Source organism: Bacteroides sp. AF20-13LB (assembly GCF_003603065.1).
GTDB classification, from domain to species: Bacteria; Bacteroidota; Bacteroidia; order Bacteroidales; family Bacteroidaceae; genus Bacteroides; species Bacteroides uniformis.
In genome coordinates this window covers 158,851-175,011 of sequence record NZ_QTMH01000006.1, presented here as the reverse complement: position 1 = coordinate 175,011, position 16,161 = coordinate 158,851, and the positions used below count along the sequence as shown (strand labels likewise).

Annotated in this window: 13 protein-coding genes; all 13 read left to right on the top strand. The window is 43.8% G+C overall.

The annotated features are described in order from the left end of the window. The first annotated feature begins 18 nt into the window (after positions 1-18). The 13 genes from DWX62_RS08745 (at position 19) to DWX62_RS08685 (ending at position 16,031) form a co-directional block, all read left to right on the top strand. Positions 19-1,218: an FprA family A-type flavoprotein gene (locus DWX62_RS08745; RefSeq protein ID WP_057281993.1), complete on the top strand. Its 1,200-nt coding sequence runs from the start codon at positions 19-21 to the stop codon at positions 1,216-1,218. Between the two features lie 43 nt (positions 1,219-1,261). Continuing rightward, entirely contained in the window at positions 1,262-2,074 is an 813-nt protein-coding gene (gene nagB, locus DWX62_RS08740) for a glucosamine-6-phosphate deaminase (protein WP_005823882.1), read from the top strand. 465 nt (positions 2,075-2,539) lie between these two features. After that, entirely contained in the window at positions 2,540-4,105 is a 1,566-nt protein-coding gene (locus DWX62_RS08735; RefSeq protein WP_005823881.1) for an ATP-binding protein, read from the top strand. 147 nt (positions 4,106-4,252) lie between these two features. Continuing rightward, positions 4,253-5,269 (top strand): response regulator transcription factor, encoded by a 1,017-nt coding sequence (locus tag DWX62_RS08730; RefSeq protein ID WP_120172748.1) that lies wholly within the window; start codon positions 4,253-4,255, stop codon positions 5,267-5,269. A gap of 138 nt (positions 5,270-5,407) precedes the next feature. After that, positions 5,408-5,644 (top strand): NVEALA domain-containing protein, encoded by a 237-nt coding sequence (locus DWX62_RS08725; RefSeq protein ID WP_207806022.1) that lies wholly within the window; start codon positions 5,408-5,410, stop codon positions 5,642-5,644. Next, on the top strand, positions 5,613-6,680 hold the full coding sequence (locus DWX62_RS08720) for a BF3164 family lipoprotein (protein WP_120172746.1): 1,068 nt from the start codon (positions 5,613-5,615) through the stop codon (positions 6,678-6,680). Before DWX62_RS08725 ends, DWX62_RS08720 begins: the two co-directional genes overlap by 32 nt. Positions 6,681-6,949: 269 nt before the next feature. Beyond that, on the top strand, positions 6,950-7,183 hold the full coding sequence (locus tag DWX62_RS08715; protein ID WP_009037139.1) for an NVEALA domain-containing protein: 234 nt from the start codon (positions 6,950-6,952) through the stop codon (positions 7,181-7,183). 303 nt (positions 7,184-7,486) lie between these two features. Next, positions 7,487-8,554: a BF3164 family lipoprotein gene (locus tag DWX62_RS08710; protein ID WP_005823873.1), complete on the top strand. Its 1,068-nt coding sequence runs from the start codon at positions 7,487-7,489 to the stop codon at positions 8,552-8,554. 44 nt (positions 8,555-8,598) lie between these two features. Next, the gene (locus tag DWX62_RS08705; protein ID WP_120172745.1) at positions 8,599-9,486 is read left to right on the top strand and encodes a DUF1573 domain-containing protein; all 888 of its coding nucleotides are present in this window, start codon (positions 8,599-8,601) and stop codon (positions 9,484-9,486) included. 12 nt (positions 9,487-9,498) lie between these two features. After that, on the top strand, positions 9,499-10,389 hold the full coding sequence (lepB, locus tag DWX62_RS08700) for a signal peptidase I (protein WP_005823871.1): 891 nt from the start codon (positions 9,499-9,501) through the stop codon (positions 10,387-10,389). Between the two features lies 1 nt (position 10,390). Further along, positions 10,391-12,310: a hypothetical protein gene (locus tag DWX62_RS08695; protein ID WP_005823869.1), complete on the top strand. Its 1,920-nt coding sequence runs from the start codon at positions 10,391-10,393 to the stop codon at positions 12,308-12,310. A gap of 45 nt (positions 12,311-12,355) precedes the next feature. Beyond that, positions 12,356-14,314, top strand: a complete 1,959-nt coding sequence (locus tag DWX62_RS08690) for a transglutaminase domain-containing protein (protein ID WP_005823867.1) — start codon at positions 12,356-12,358, stop codon at positions 14,312-14,314. Between the two features lie 34 nt (positions 14,315-14,348). After that, entirely contained in the window at positions 14,349-16,031 is a 1,683-nt protein-coding gene (locus DWX62_RS08685) for an O-antigen ligase family protein (protein ID WP_120172744.1), read from the top strand. Positions 16,032-16,161 lie beyond the last annotated feature (130 nt).

Below are 16,161 nucleotides of genomic sequence, written 5' to 3'. Positions count from 1 at the left end.
TCTAAATAAAGAATAATTATGAACCCAAAAACAGTGATAAAAGGAAAAATCCACTACGTGGGAGTGAATGACCGCAATAAGCATTTGTTTGAAGGTATGTGGCCGTTGCCGTATGGGGTTTCCTACAACTCTTACCTGATAGATGATGAGACGGTCGCTTTGGTCGATACGGTAGACATCTGCTATTTCGAGGTGTATCTGCGCAAGATAAAGAATATCATCGGCGAGCGCCCCATCCAATATCTCATCATCAACCATATGGAACCGGACCATTCGGGTTCTATCCGTCTGATAAAGCAGCATTACCCCGACATCATCATTGTGGGCAACAAGCAGACTTTCGGCATGATAGAGGGCTTTTATGGCGTGACGGGCGAACAGTACATGGTGAAGGACGAGGATTTTCTGGCTTTGGGACATCATAAGCTCCGTTTCTATATGACCCCGATGGTGCACTGGCCCGAGACGATGATGACTTTTGACGAAACGGAAGGAGTCCTTTTCGCCGGTGACGGCTTCGGCTGTTTCGGTACGTTGGACGGAGGGTTCCTGGATACCCGCATCAATCTGGACAGATACTGGGACGAGATGGTGCGCTACTATTCCAACATCGTGGGCAAGTACGGCTCTCCGGTGCAGAAGGCACTTGCCAAGCTGGGCGGTCTGCCCATTTCCACCATCTGCTCCACGCACGGGCCGGTGTGGACGGAGAATATAGCCAAGGTTATCGGCATCTACGACAAGCTGAGCCGTTATGCCGCCGACGAGGGCGTGGTCATTGCATACGGTTCCATGTACGGCAACACGGAGCAGATGGCGGAAGCCATTGCGGCGGAACTTTCTGCACAGGGCATCAGGAACATCGTGATGCACAATGTGAGCAAGAGCAATCCTTCTTATATCATTGCCGACATATTCAAGTATCGCGGACTTATCATCGGCAGCCCCACCTACAGCAACCAGATTTATCCTGAGATAGAATCCTTGCTCTCCAAGATTCTGGTACGCGAAGTGAAGGGACGCTATCTGGGATACTTCGGCTCCTTCTGCTGGGCGGGTGCCGCCGTGAAGCGCATGGGCGAGTTTGCCGAAAAGAGCAAGTTCGAGATTGTGGGCGACCCGGTAGAGATGAAGCAGGCCATGAAGGACATTACTTACGAACAATGCGAAAACCTGGCACGTGCCATGGCAGAGCGTTTGAAGAAGGATAGGAAGTAGTTGAAAATTACCCCTAATTTATTAACCTAATAAAACAATCACAATGAGACTAATCATTCAACCGGATTATCAATCCGTATCAAAGTGGGCGGCACATTATGTGGCTGCCAAAATCAAGGCCGCTCATCCGACACCTGAAAAACCGTTTGTATTGGGATGCCCCACCGGTTCTTCTCCGTTGGGCATGTACAAGGAACTTATCGACCTGAACAAGAAAGGCATCGTGTCTTTCCAGAACGTAGTGACTTTCAATATGGACGAGTATGTAGGTTTGCCCAAGGAACATCCCGAAAGCTACTATTCCTTTATGTGGAACAACTTCTTCAGCCATATAGACATCAAGCCGGAGAACACCAATATCCTGAACGGCAACGCTGCCGACCTGGATGCCGAGTGTGCACGCTATGAAGAAAAAATCAAGTCCTACGGCGGCATCGACCTCTTCATGGGCGGTATCGGCCCCGACGGACATATCGCTTTCAACGAGCCGGGTTCTTCCCTTTCGTCACGCACCCGCCAGAAGACATTGACTACCGATACCATCATTGCCAACTCCCGTTTCTTTGACAACGACGTGAACAAGGTGCCCAAGACTGCCCTGACCGTCGGTGTGGGTACTGTGCTTAGCGCCCGCGAGGTAATGATTATCGTAAACGGACACAACAAGGCACGTGCCCTCTATCATGCAGTCGAGGGTCCCGTGATGCAGATGTGGACTATCAGCGCCTTGCAGATGCACGAAAAGGGTATCATCGTTTGTGACGATGCGGCTACCGAAGAATTGAAGGTGGGTACTTACCGCTACTTCAAGGATATTGAGGCAGAGCACCTGGATGCGGAAAGCTTGCTGAAATAAGCAAACTAATAAAAGTTTTGCAATTCCACCCTCACCACCCTCACCGCTTGTCTGCATCTGCTTGTTCATCGGTGTTTCAGGGGTGAGTGAGAGCAATTTAAAAGGGTGAGGGCAAATTTTGCCCTCACCCTTTTTGTTCTCCTGATTTTGGTTGACTGTTTTCAGGACAGGGCGTTATGTGATGAAAACGGGCTCTGCTCCGCTGTAAGGCTTTGGGTGCCAATGTTAAAGATACCAAATACTCACTGCAAAACCAGTGCATCGTTTTTGCAGTGCCGCTGCAACATAGATGCAGTGCCACTGCAACTGTTTTGCAGTGCTACTGCAACGCCTTTGCAGTGTTACTGCAAAAGATGTGCAGTAGGTTTGCAGTGAGGGCTTGTGATGAAAAAGCCATGGGCGTGCTTTCTTTTTTGCGGAATATGTGCTATCTTTGTCATACTTGTAATTTAAACAGTAGCAGCTATGGAATTGAGTGGCAGACGCTATCCGATAGGGATACAGAATTTTGAGCAACTGCGTACGCGGAATTGTGTGTATGTGGATAAGACGGAGCTGGTGTACAAATTGGTGAATACAGACCAAATTTATTTCTTCAGCCGCCCCCGTCGGTTTGGCAAAAGCTTGCTCGTGTCTACGCTGGAGGCCTATTTCCAGGGGAAAAAGGAACTTTTCGAAGGGCTGGCTATGGAACGTCTGGAGCAGGAATGGGAGGTTTGCCCGGTGCTGCACGTTGATTTCAGCTTGACGAAATATACTGAGCTGCGTGACTTGACGGGGCAATTGAATTTGTTTTTATCCCGTTGGGAAGAAATTTACGGAAAAAAGGAAGAGGAAGAGGGGGCGGCAGAGCGTCTGCAAGGCATCATCCTGCGTGCCTACGCCAAGACCGGAAAGCCGGTTGTAGTGCTGATTGACGAGTACGATGCTCCTCTGCTTGACAGTAATTCCGATGCCCTTTTGCAACAACAGCTTCGCAACGAGATGCGCAAGTTCTTCAGTCCTCTCAAGGGGCTGGGGCAATATCTCCGTTTTCTTTTTATCACGGGTATCAGCAAGTTCAGCCAGCTGAGCATCTTCAGCGAACTGAACAATTTGCAAAATATCAGTATGCGCGATGACTTCAGTGCCCTCTGCGGCATCACCGAGGAGGAACTGCTGACGCAGTTGAAACCCGATATTGAGCGGATGGCCGAGGCTAATGATGAGACTTACGAGGAGGCATGCTTGCATTTGAAGCGGCAATATGACGGTTATCATTTCAGTAAGGCTTGTGCGGATATTTACAACCCGTTCAGCCTGTTCAATGCTTTCAATTCCAAAGAATACAAGAACTATTGGTTCTCCACGGGCACGCCTACTTTCCTGATAGATATTCTGCGCCATGCAGACTTCGATGTGCGTGCGCTGGAAGGTGTTGAGGCTACCGATGAGCAGTTTGATGCGCCTACGGAACAGATAACGAGTCCCATCCCGGTGCTCTACCAGAGCGGTTATCTGACCATTAAGGGCTATGACCGTAATTTCCAAATCTATCGTTTGGCCTATCCCAACGGTGAGGTCCGTAAAGGGTTCATTGAATCCCTGCTTCCCTCTTACGTGCACTTGCCTGCCCAGAACAACACCTTCTACGTCGTCTCTTTCCTTCGCGACTTGATGAAGGGTGATGTGGAGAGCTGCCTGGAGCGTACCCGTTCCTTCTTTGCCTCCATTCCCAATGATTTGGAGAACAAGACCGAAAAGCATTATCAGACCATTTTCTATTTGCTGTTCCGGTTGATGGGGCAATATGTGGAGTCGGAAGTGAAGAGTTCCGTAGGCCGTGCGGATGTGGTGGTGCAGTTGCAGGATGTCGTTTATGTCTTCGAGTTCAAATACGACGGTACCCCGGAAGAGGCGTTGGCTCAGATTGACAGCAAGCAGTATGCCATCCCTTACCGGGCGGACGGCAGGCGTGTGGTCAAGATTGGCGTGAATTTTGACAGTTCCACGCGGACGATTGGCGGGTGGAAAATAGCTAAAGCAGATTAGAAGAAGAAACTGTTTTGATTTTATATCCTTCTTTCTCAAGTCATTTTCCTTTTTTCTTTATATTATTGTTTAACTTTGGCGCTATTAAGCGGATGCCTCTTCGAGTGCATGGGTAGAAATGAATAGGCAACAGAAAGGAAGGAGTAGATGAAACGCTATAAGAAGATTCTTATGATATGGATATGTGCCATTGTAGTGGTGGCAGTGTCTGTGATAGTAGCATTATATGATAATGCCAACCAGGGACAAGATGTGGCTAAGGAGGTTGCTGTAGAAACTCTGCGGAAGGTTGCGGAACGGGTCGTGAATCGGGAATTTGATGGGCTGGGGATGTTCTATGCATCTGGGTCTGATGGTGGTAAGAAGCATACCAAAAGGAAAGCGATATCAGAAGATGGTGAATTTGAAGTGATAATAGATTCATTGAAAGAGGCACAAGGACTATTTCCGTTGGATGTCGTAGGGTTTAAAGCCGATATGTTGAATTATTATGGAAAATTTCCATTGGAAGAGATTTGTCTTGAGTGGAAAGCTGAGATGAATGATCGGTATGGCGGAGCCATGTGTGCTCTTTTTCTGAAGGTTAATCCGATGGGAAAGGGCATTGTGCAAGAATCATCTACTGGAGATGAAACTATAATTGCTTCACAGAATGATTTAGGTACTTACTATTTGAACGGTATGTACACAATGAGGTTGACAGCTTATATGCTGCCTGATTTTTGGCACTGTGTGGATTGGGCAGACCATGTACTGCAGATACTATCCTGCATTTTGTGCATTCTGTTATTGGGACTGGCGATTTATGTAGGGGGTCAACAGTATAGAAAGAGAAAAACGGCTGATACGTTGACAAAGAGCACTTACCGGTTCGGGAAGTATATATTTGATTCCGTCAACCATACACTGACTTATGAAGGTGAAAAAATATCTTGTACGCCACAAGCTGCGAAGTTATTACTTGGTTTTGCCAAGTCGTCCGAACTTTTCCTGACGAACGATGAAATAGCGGAAATTTGCGGTTGGCCATTGAGTGATTTGAATTTAGGCAGCCGCCGCAGAAAAGCAATAAGCTTATTGGGTAAACTCTTTGAGGCGGACGATTCCGTTCAGATTCTTCTTCTGCCGGAAAGGAAGGGGTATCAAATTGTTATCTCCAAGTAGATGAAATGTTAACCCATATTGGTGTGTCGGGTGTGAACTTTTTTTCACGCCCCAACTTTGGGCGTTTTCCAAATAAAGACTGGCAAAAGCCAAAATAATCCTTTTATCTTTGCTTGTGTAACAAAAAACAAAAACACTATGAAAAGCAAGGTGAAGTTATTAGGAGCTTTGGCAATTAGTGCCATTTCAGTTTTAAGCTATGTTCAAATTAGTCATTCGGAAAAGCTGGATGATTTACTATTGGAAAATATAGAGGCATTGGCTGCTGGTGAGAGTGGAAGTGACGGCCAATGTTTGGGGAGTGGTTCAATAGTTTGTCCTTTAACAAATCAAGGAGTAGCTCATGTGCAAATTTATTATAGCCTGCCTCATTAGCCTATCCGCACTATCCTTTTCCTCTTGTACGCAGAAAAAAGTAGCAACTTCTGTCGCTTACATGGATTTTCCGCAAACAATCGAGCTGAAGGCGAGGGTGCAGCCATTGGACACCGCTTTGTTCCGTTATCCGTTCCGCGTTCGGGTGCAGGGTGATAAGGCTGTGGTAATGGATTTGCATGGCACGGACTACTTTTGCCATGTTTTCCACTATCCGGGTTTCCGCTATTTGGCTTCGTTCGGCAAGCGGGGCGAGGCTCCCGAAGAGATGCTTTCTGCTGAAAATATCCGATGGCATGGTCAATCTCTGTGGGGACTTGATGCTGGTAAGTCCGTATTGACCAAGTATGATTTTACTTCGTCGGGTTGCTCAATCGTTCCTCAGAAAGTGATAAATATGGATGCTGACATGCTTCGCGTTTTAGACTTTGTGATGGTTGACGACTTTACCTTCATTGTTCCGGACGAATCTGGCAGCAGCCGCTTTTGCTGGGTAAACTATCAAGGGAAATTATTGCGCAGAACCGGTCAAATACCGTCAGCCAACGTGGAGGCTTTACAGAATGCCCGTCCTGCATTGGCTCAGGCATGGCGTAGCTTCATCGACTATAATCCCCGAAATGGAGTGCTGGCAGCAGTTACCCAGTTGGGCGAAGTACTTGAAGTCTTTAATTTGAAAGATAGTACGCATGTGGTACGCATCGGTCCGCACGGTGAACCGGAGTTTAAGATTTCTCAGGGTTATGGTATTCCTACGGGTATCATGGGATTTAGCGATGTCCAAGTGGCAGACAGTGCTATCTATGCGGTTTTTCATGGGCGCTCTTTTAAGGAAATTGCGCAAAATGTACAGCAAGGTGTCTATTTGCCGGATGGAGGACGGTATATCTATGTTTTTAGTCTGACCGGCGAACCTCTCTGCAGGTATGTGTTAGATCATTATGTTTATGGCATATCGGTAGATGAACAAAAAGGAATAATCTTGGCAACGGATGTGAATAAAGATGATCCGATAATAGAGTATAGTATGAAATAAAGTAAACTATAATATGGATGGAGAGGAACGGACGGTTCACGTTTGGTTGGTGCATCTCGTACCGTCCGTTCCATAACCCACCAAGAAAGGAGGTCGAGGCAAAGATAGTAATTTGAATTGAAAACAGAGTGTGTTTTCTGCCATTTCGATAGGTATGGCAAGAAAAGAGTTCTCCAAGATTTTTATATCTTGATTCTGGTACGCAAGCATTATGCTTGTGGTAAATGATAAAAAAGAATAATCTTATACTAATAAAATTGAAGAATAGTATGAAGAAAATGATTAAGATAGCTTTTGTTGCAGCATTTGTAGCGATTGCAGGATATGGTGTTTATACAAATCAGAAATCGGAGACATTGTCTGATTTAACATTGGCTAATGTGGAAGCATTGGCTGGTGGTGAAAGTGGAGGGTATTATTGCTGCAGTCCATATAGTTACGAGTGTTATCGCATTGTAGGTGGTGGTATTGTGCATGGACTGAGACTTCCTTTACCTTGTTAATAGAATAAAAACAAGTTCGATTAGAGAAATATATTTTCCTATAATTTCTCTTCTAAATCTACTAGTTAGATACTGATTTTATAGTATATATTCTTTTGAAATTAGAACTATAGTAGAGGATTTGTCTGGAATCTAATCCCATGTCATTCATGATGCTACAATACAATAAGTGTGCTTTGAGCCTTTTTGGGGGTCTCTAACTTAGTTGGGGATATATACAAAATCTTGAAGAATAATTATACTTTAGTTAAATGATGGCATGGGGTTGAAAATTCAGACACTAATATATTAAAAATAAACTATATGAATAAAATGAATAGATTCTTGTGGGGAGTATTGTACATCGTGTTTTTAAGTGCTTGCAATAATAAACCACCTCAAACAATTGGGGAATTATTTCCTGAAACGTTTTCCTTGAATCAAAGAAAAGAATGCCTAATCAGTGAAGATTCCTTAGGTCGTGTAGAAGGTATTGCATGTGACGAGGAAAATCTGGTTGTTTTTGATACACGTTCCAATCAATGTTTTACATTGTTCGATCAACAGTCGGGTAGACAGATTGGTCGTTTTGGAAATATAGGGCAGGGTCCTTTGGAAATAATGTTTGGTAGTAGTGGCTATTTAGAAAAAAAGTGTCTAGTGACATATAATGACCAAAGTAGAATAGTGATGAAATATAGCCTTGATTCTTTGCGGAGTGGTGTGGTTGATGGTGCTCCTACACGTCTGACGAAGCATAAAATATCGAATGCTCTAATATCGAGGCTTATTACTATTAATGATTCTATTTTTGTAGTAGGAGGAATGTATGAAGCGCGTTATCAGCATTTAATATTTGATGCAAACAATCGTGTGTTAGATTATGGTATAGATGTTTATAATGCTGCTGATAGTAGTTTCAATGCTATAACTAGATATCTTTCCAATCAAGGATGTATGGCAAAGCATCCGTATAAAAATGAGTTTGCCTATTCTGTTAATTTTTCGTCTAACTTGGATTTCTTTGAAATAGTTGATAATAAAATTAAACTTAAAAAAACGATGCGTTTAGGGAATCCTATATGTGAATCTGTAGTAGAGGATGGTGGGCAATTGTTTAGTACACGTCTAACCAAAGAAAGTATTCATGGTTTTATTGAAGTGTGCCCAACACCTAAGTATCTGTATGCTTTATATTCGGCTGGGAAAATATATGAAGTTCAAAGAAAATCGAAAACTGTATTTGTCTTTGATTGGGATGGTAATCCCATAAAAGAACTTCTACTTGATATGGATGTGTTTCATATTGCAGTTAATGAAAAAGATAAAAAGATGTTTGCTGTTGTAAAAAATGAAGAGGGTGGGTTTAATATTATATGTTATGTATTATAAATCTTTCAATGGTGTATGAACTGAAAAAATAAATTTCCATAGAGATGAAAAAAGGGTTTGTATTTACAATGTATATTATGGTATTACTGATTCTGTTCTCCTCTTGTCAGAACAAAACAAAGAATTATGTTATACAATTAGTGAGAGAGTGGGAAGGAAAAGAAATACAATTCCCTCCTAATTCTGTGTTTACTATTCAAGGGAAAGACACTATAAAGCATTCAGGAGATAACTGTGATTACAAAATAGTAACTTATATTGATTCTATAGGTTGCACGAGCTGTAAATTGCAGTTGCAAAATTGGAAAGATTTTATACTTAAGATGGATTCTCTAAACCATGATAAAGTATCATTCCTTTTTTACTTTTATCCTAAAGATAAGTCTGAACTACGTTTTATATTTCAACGTGACAGTTTTGAGTATCCGATTTGTTTGGATGAGAATGATAGTTTTAATAAGCTAAATCATTTTCCTTCAGATATGACTTTTCAAACTTTTCTATTGAATCGGAATAATAAAGTACTTGCTATCGGTAATCCTATTCATAATCCTAAAATAAGAGAGTTGTATGTTAAGATAATTCGAGGTGAGAGTATAGCAATAGAGAATGAAAGTAAGGATATTAAAACAGAAGTTGCCACGGACAAAGTTTCCATCTTGTTAGGTGTTTTTGATTGGCAGAAAGAACAAAAGGCAATTTTTACTTTGAAGAATATCGGAGATAACCCATTGGTTATACAAGATGTTGCTACTTCTTGTGGTTGTACTACCGTAGCTTATTCAAAGGAACCGGCATTACCGGGTAAGGAAATAGATTTGGAAGTGGTTTATAAAGCTGAACATCCGGAGCACTTTGACAAGACGATAACGGTATATTGCAATGCAGAAACTTCTCCGTTGGTATTGAAGATTAGCGGGGATGCAAAATAACTGATTGATGGGATGAAGGAGCGGCTGCAATTGAAAAAATGGTTGAATGGAATAACAAACGTATTATTCTGTCTGTGCCTGCTTGTTGTGATACTGATAGTATTGCAGGTGTTTGTGGTGACCTCCTTCAAGATACCGTCGGACTCGATGGAACCGTCGTTGCTGGCGGGTGATTGTATTCTGGTGGATAAATGTTCGGGTGGAGCACGCCTATTCAATGTGCTTGATGCCGTGGAGAAAAAGGAGGTGAGGATGCACCGTATGTCCGGATGGAGAAATTTTCAGCGGAATGATGTACTAGTGTTCAATTTTCCTTATCCGGGCAGGTGGGACAACATTGCGCTGGACGTGATGTTGTATTACGTGAAGCGCTGTATCGCCGTGCCGGGTGATACGTTGGAGATAAGGAATACACATTATCGTGTGTCCGGATTTGATGGTATCGCAGGAAATGTGCAGGCGCAGGAGGAATTAGGTAAATTGATATCTTCGGGCATGACGGAGGAACGGGGCCTTGTTCTTAAGAGCTTTCCCGATGGTGGCTGTAATGGGTGGACTATCAGCGAGTTTGGGCCTCTTTATATACCGGCCAAAGGCAGCGTGGTAGGAATGAATCCGGAAACACGGTTGCTGTATCGGAACGTGATAGAGTGGGAACAGAAAAAGAAACTGACATTGCATGGAGATTCGGTTCTGCTGGGGGACAGTGTGATACACAATTACCGCTTCTGTGAGAACTATTATTTTGTTTCGGGTGACAAGATGGTGAATTCAAAAGATTCCCGCTACTGGGGATTACTGCCGGAACCATTTATAGTGGGAAGGGCATGGCTGGTATGGAAGTCCGTCAGCCCGAATACTGGAAAAATGAGATGGAAACGTATCTTTAAAAGAATAGACTAAGATGAAAGTTCTGTTTAAATTGCTCTGGATATTATTGATTGCCGGGATATTGGAGGCTTGCAATGCTTCCGGCAGATTGGAGTACGCACTGGAGTGTGCTGCAACCAACAAAGGCGAACTGGAAAAGGTACTGGAACATTATAAAGATGAGCCTGAAAAATATAAAGCCGCTTGTTTCTTGATAGAAAATATGCCTTATCACTATGCCCTTGAAGGTGAAGAACTGGATTCTTTGAAAACAGTGCTGGCTTCGGCAGATGCTTATGGGGTGATGCTGAAGGATACTGCCGTACCGGATTGGGATTATTATACCCCTTCCGGATTGCAGAGAAAACCGGATGTACTGAATATAAGGGCTGAATTCTTGATAAATAACATTGATTTGGCTTTTGATGGTTGGAAAAAGCGTCCGTGGAATGCTTCCCTTTCTTTTGCAGATTTCTGTGAATGGCTGCTTCCCTATCGTATCGGAAATGAGACTCCGGACAACTGGCGGCAGATATACCATGACCGTTATTCCTTTTTGCTGGACGAGGTTTATACGGGTATCGATGTAGTGGAGGCGATTAGCGTAGTTTGGGAGTATTTGCAGAAGGAAGACCCTTACCGGTTTACATGGGTCTTTAACTATCCGCATTTGGGAGGAGAGTACCTGCTGCATAATCGTATCGGCAAGTGTCAGGATGCTTGTGATTTTATGATTTATGTGATGCGGGCCATCGGCGTCCCGGTAGCCTATGATTTCTATACTTTCAATGCGGAAACACGGAAAGGGCATGTGTGGAATGTGGTGAGGGATGTAACGGGTGTCTGCCTTCCTTTTACTTTCCCTTCCCGGAAGCCGAAACGGGGAAGTTTCTATATTGACAGTCGGCGCCCGAGCGTGGTTTACCGCCGGTGTTTTGGCAGACAATGGGACATGGATGGCGATTTTATGCGGAACCGGTCCGTACCGGCTGCTTTTAAGGATGTGTTTGCAAGAAAAGTGTCGGATAATTATTTTGATTCGAATCTGGAACTGCCGGTAGAAGGGATGGACGGGAATTATGTTTATGTGGGGTTGTTCAGTGCTTATGGGTGGCGGGGAATAGATTTTACTAAGGTAGAAAGTGGAAAAGCGCTTTTCAGGAATTTGGCTTCGAGGCAGGTTTATATATTGTTGGCATTCGCAAACGGGCAGTATCGCCCTATTGGAAATCCTTTTTATTTTGATGGCAAGGATATACATCCTTATGTTGCAGATACCTCCAAGTGCTATTCTGCTGAATTGTATCGGAAATACCCTCTTTCGGAACGTATCAGGAACTATATGGGAGGGATAAAAGACGGGCATTTTGAGGCGGCTTGTGATAAGGATTTTAAAAATGCGGAGTTGTTGTGTACTGTGAAAGATACGCCCGGTATCAATTATAATCACGTTATTCTTGAGAAACCGGTAAGGGGTCGCTATGCCCGTTTTTGTTCTTCGGCAGAGGGATATGCGGAAGTTGCCGAAATGCATTTTTATAAAGGAGAGGAAGAGATTGTCCCTATAGACAGTTGGGGAGATGCTCCAGCCACAGCAAATACTTTTGCCTATCAGGTCTATGATAATGAACCGTTGTCGTATTTCATTTCATCAAAACCCGGTGCAAGTGTAACGGTGGATTTTGGAAAGGTTGTTACTATAGACAATTTTATGTATATGCCCCGTAACGATGATAACTTTGTCAGGATAGGGGATTGTTATGAACTCTTCTATTGGGGAGAGGGCTGTTGGAACTCATTGGGGAAGAAAATGGCAGAAAAACCTTTTCTGCCATATGACGGGATACCATCGGGAGCTTTGCTCTATTTGCATGACAGTACCCGTGGAGAAGAAGAACTGATATTTCATATGGAAGATGGTAAGCAGGTATTTGTATCGGATTGTAAGGATTGATTGGATTGTCTTTCAGATTGGAATAGAAAAAAATGGAATAGTGATATGAAACATTGGTGTGTATGGGTATGGTTTACAGCAGGTCTGTTTATGGCTTGTTCTTCGGAAAATCAGTGGTTGGACACAGCTTTGAATCTTGCCGGTGATAACCGTGCGGAGTTGCAAAAGGTACTGGACCGTTACAAGGAAGAGGACGGTGACAAATATCGTGCTGCTTGTTTTCTGATAGAGAATATGCCTTTTCATGGTGCTTACGAGGGAAAGGCCTTGGAGAATTACAGGAAGTATTTCAGTGAATACGTTTCATTTCCTTATTCCAGGCATGTGCAAGAGTTGATTGATTCCTTGAAAAGAGCAGATGGAGAATTTTCTATAAATCAATTGACTTATAAGAGGGACATTATGACGGTGGATTCCGCTTTTTTGGTCAATCATATAGAATGGGCATTCAAAGTCTGGCGGGAGCAACCTTGGGGAAAGCATGTTGATTTTGATACTTTCTGCGAATATATATTGCCTTATAGAATAGGGGATGAGCCGCTTTCTCTCTGGCGCAAAGAAATTTATGAGTGCTATAGCCCGATTTTGGATGAATTCAGGAAGACAGATGAGGCTGATAATCCTAAGGTTGCCGCCCAGTTGTTGATGGATACGTTGCGGAAAGCGAACTACCGGAATACGGCTCTTTTTCCGGTGGGGCCTCATTTGGGACCGGATGTACTGAAATGGCATACGGGCAGTTGCCGAGAGTTTACGGATGCCATGATATATGTGTTGCGGGCATTGGGCATTCCGTGCGGAGTAGATAGGGTGATGGTATTAGGAGACAACAATGCCTCTCATTTCTGGAATTTTGTTTTGGATAAGGAAGGAAAGACATACATTGCAAATCTTCCTTATGAAGAAGTATGGAGCAAAGCGGAAGAATATAGCATTTCGAGGGGAAAAATGTACCGGGCAACCTATAGTATTGATAAGGAGGCGGTACGGAAACTGGGGAAATATTCCGATGTTTACCCGGCATTCCGACGTCCGTTCTTCCGCGATGTCACTGCACTTTATACCGGTAGCAGGAATTGGACTGTAGCTCTTCCGGATTCTTTGCTTTCCGGACAGTTTCGTGAGGGGGATATGGTGTATTTGTGCCTTGCCAACAGACTACAATGGCAACCTATAGGATATACTTTCTTTAAGAAGGGGGAGGCTCGTTTTGAGGATGTGGGAGGCGGGGCGGTCTTTACGCTGGCTGCCTGGAACGGAAAGGAATACGCTGCAGTATCTTCTCCTTTTCTTCTGGAGCGTGAAACCGGAAAGATACGGTTCATTGTTCCGGAAGCTGAAAAGCAGGAATTGGTCTTGTATAGGAAGTGCCATCTTACTTTGAGTGTTCTTTTCAATGACCGGATGATTGGGGGAGTAGTGGAAGGAAGCGACCGGGCAGACTTTGGGTGGAAGGATACTCTACTTTTGATAAAGGAGGCTCCGTATCGGCTATATACTGTGGCCCGGTTGAAGTCTGATAAACCGTATCGGTATATGCGCTATAAGGGTGCTGACGGATGTTTCTGTAATATCTCGGAACTGGCTTTTTATGAGAATACGGAAGATACCATACCTCTATATGGGGAAATCATAGGTACTCCGGGAAGTTTTGAAGACAATACACATGAATATTTGAACGCATTTGACGGTAATCCGGATACTTCATTTGATTATATACATCCGGATGGAGGATGGACCGGGATGGACTTTGGAAGTCCCCATCGTGTGGAGAAGGTGGTGTATACTCCTCGTAATGAGGTGAATTTTATTTATAAAGGTAATTTGTATGAATTGTTTTATTGGGGTGGAGGAAAATGGAATTCTGTCGGGCGGCAAATGGCTGTGTCAGATTCTATTGTCTATTCAGGGTTTCAAGGTGCTTTATTTTATCTGAAGAATCACACAGCCGGTAAAGATGAACGGATTTTTGAATATAAAGACGGGAAACAAATCTTTTGGTGAATTATAGAATACTATTGAATATTTGATAGATAGAATGAATAATGTACGTAATCTATTGACTGGAAGTTTGGTCTACATTGCTTGTATAGTTTTATTGTCTTTGGCATGTAACGTTTCTTCCGGACTTCCTGTAGCTGATGTTATAGGGCAATGGCTCTATTTCGATAAAAGTGCATTGGTAGTTGCAGGATGTCTGTTGATGGCTGGATTGATGATGGAAAAAAGGTATTTTCTTTTTATACCGGTTTCGTGGGTATTGGTAATGCTGGGGGGCATTGAGGCTGTTTGGGGATTGAGGCAGCTTTATGGTTATGCTGTGTCCAACCATTCCTTGTATGTATTGACAGGTTCTTTCTTCAATCCGGGGCCTTATTCCGGCTATTTGGCCATGATACTTCCGGTCTGTCTGCATCAATGGCTGACCAAGAGGGGGGAGATTCTCTGCTCTGACCGGAATGACGGGAAAGGATGGAAAAAGGTGATGGATAAAGTTGGAGCTATGGTCGCTGGTGGTGTGATGCTGCTTATCCTTTGTGTGCTTCCGGCAGGAATGAGCCGTTCGGCATGGTTGGCGGCAGGAGTTTCCTGTCTGTGTGTATATGCTTGGCATATGGATTGGACGGATAAGTTCAGATTATTATGGCAGCAGCAAAGGCAGCGTGTGGTGATGGTAGTGGTCGGTGGATTCTGTGTCTTGCTATTGGCGGGCTATTTACTGTTTGTCTTGAAACCCGATTCTGCACGTGGCCGTCTTTTCATGTGGAAGATAACTTGTCGTGCCATTGCAGAAAAGCCGTTGACCGGATATGGGATTCATAATTTCGCAGCAGCCTACGGAAATGCGCAGGAAACTTATTTTGCAGCAGGTGATTATGAACCGTGGGAGGAACGTGTGGCGGGAAGTCCGGAATATGCATTCAATGAATATCTGCAGGTTGCGGTCGAACTGGGTATTCCTTTGGCTGTATGTCTATTGGTTGTGGTCGTGCTGTGTTTGTATAGGGGAGTCCGTAAAGGACGTTATGGTATCTGTGGGGCCATTCTTTCCTTGATGATATTTTCTTTTTCCTCCTATCCGCTACAACTTCCGGTATTTATCGTTACATTTGGAGGATTGCTTGTGGCGTGCTTGTCCGGTGCCGACCGTTGGCAATGGTTGGGGCTGGCTGTATCAGTAGGCATCATTGGCGGTTTTCGCCTGAAGAATGACTTGCAAGTGGAGCAGGCCTGTCGGGAGTGGATGAATGCGCGGGTGCTGTATAATGCAGGTGCGTATCAATCGGCAGAGAAAGAGTACGGGCGCCTTTATCCTCTGTTGAGGGACCGGGCATCTTTCTTGTTCGAATATGGGCATGGATTGCACAAGCAGCAGCAGTTCAGTAAATCCAACCGTATTTTGAAAGAAGCTTTACAGCGTAGTTGTGACCCCATGATACTGAATGTGATAGGCAAAAACTATCAGCAGATGGGTGATTGCTTGTCAGCGGAAGACTGGTTTATCCGTTCCACCCATCGTTTGCCGGGACGTATTTATCCCTATTATCTGCTTGCGAAGCTTTATGCGGAACCAAGCTTCAGGCAACCGGACAAGTTTGAAAAAATGAAGTGGATGGTATTGACGAAAGAGCCGAAAGTGCATTCTACGGCAATACGACAGATGAGGGAGGAAATAAAAAAGATTCCGTATATTTGTTGTAATCAGGTAGGTTTTATTTGACTATCAACAGATTGGATAAAACTCACACGAGAACGGGCAATGGATAAGAAAAAGCCGGACTGTTCCGAACCGCCATATTTCTCATGCTTTCAAATAACTCTTTATCTCACCTGCAAAGATAACATTTCTT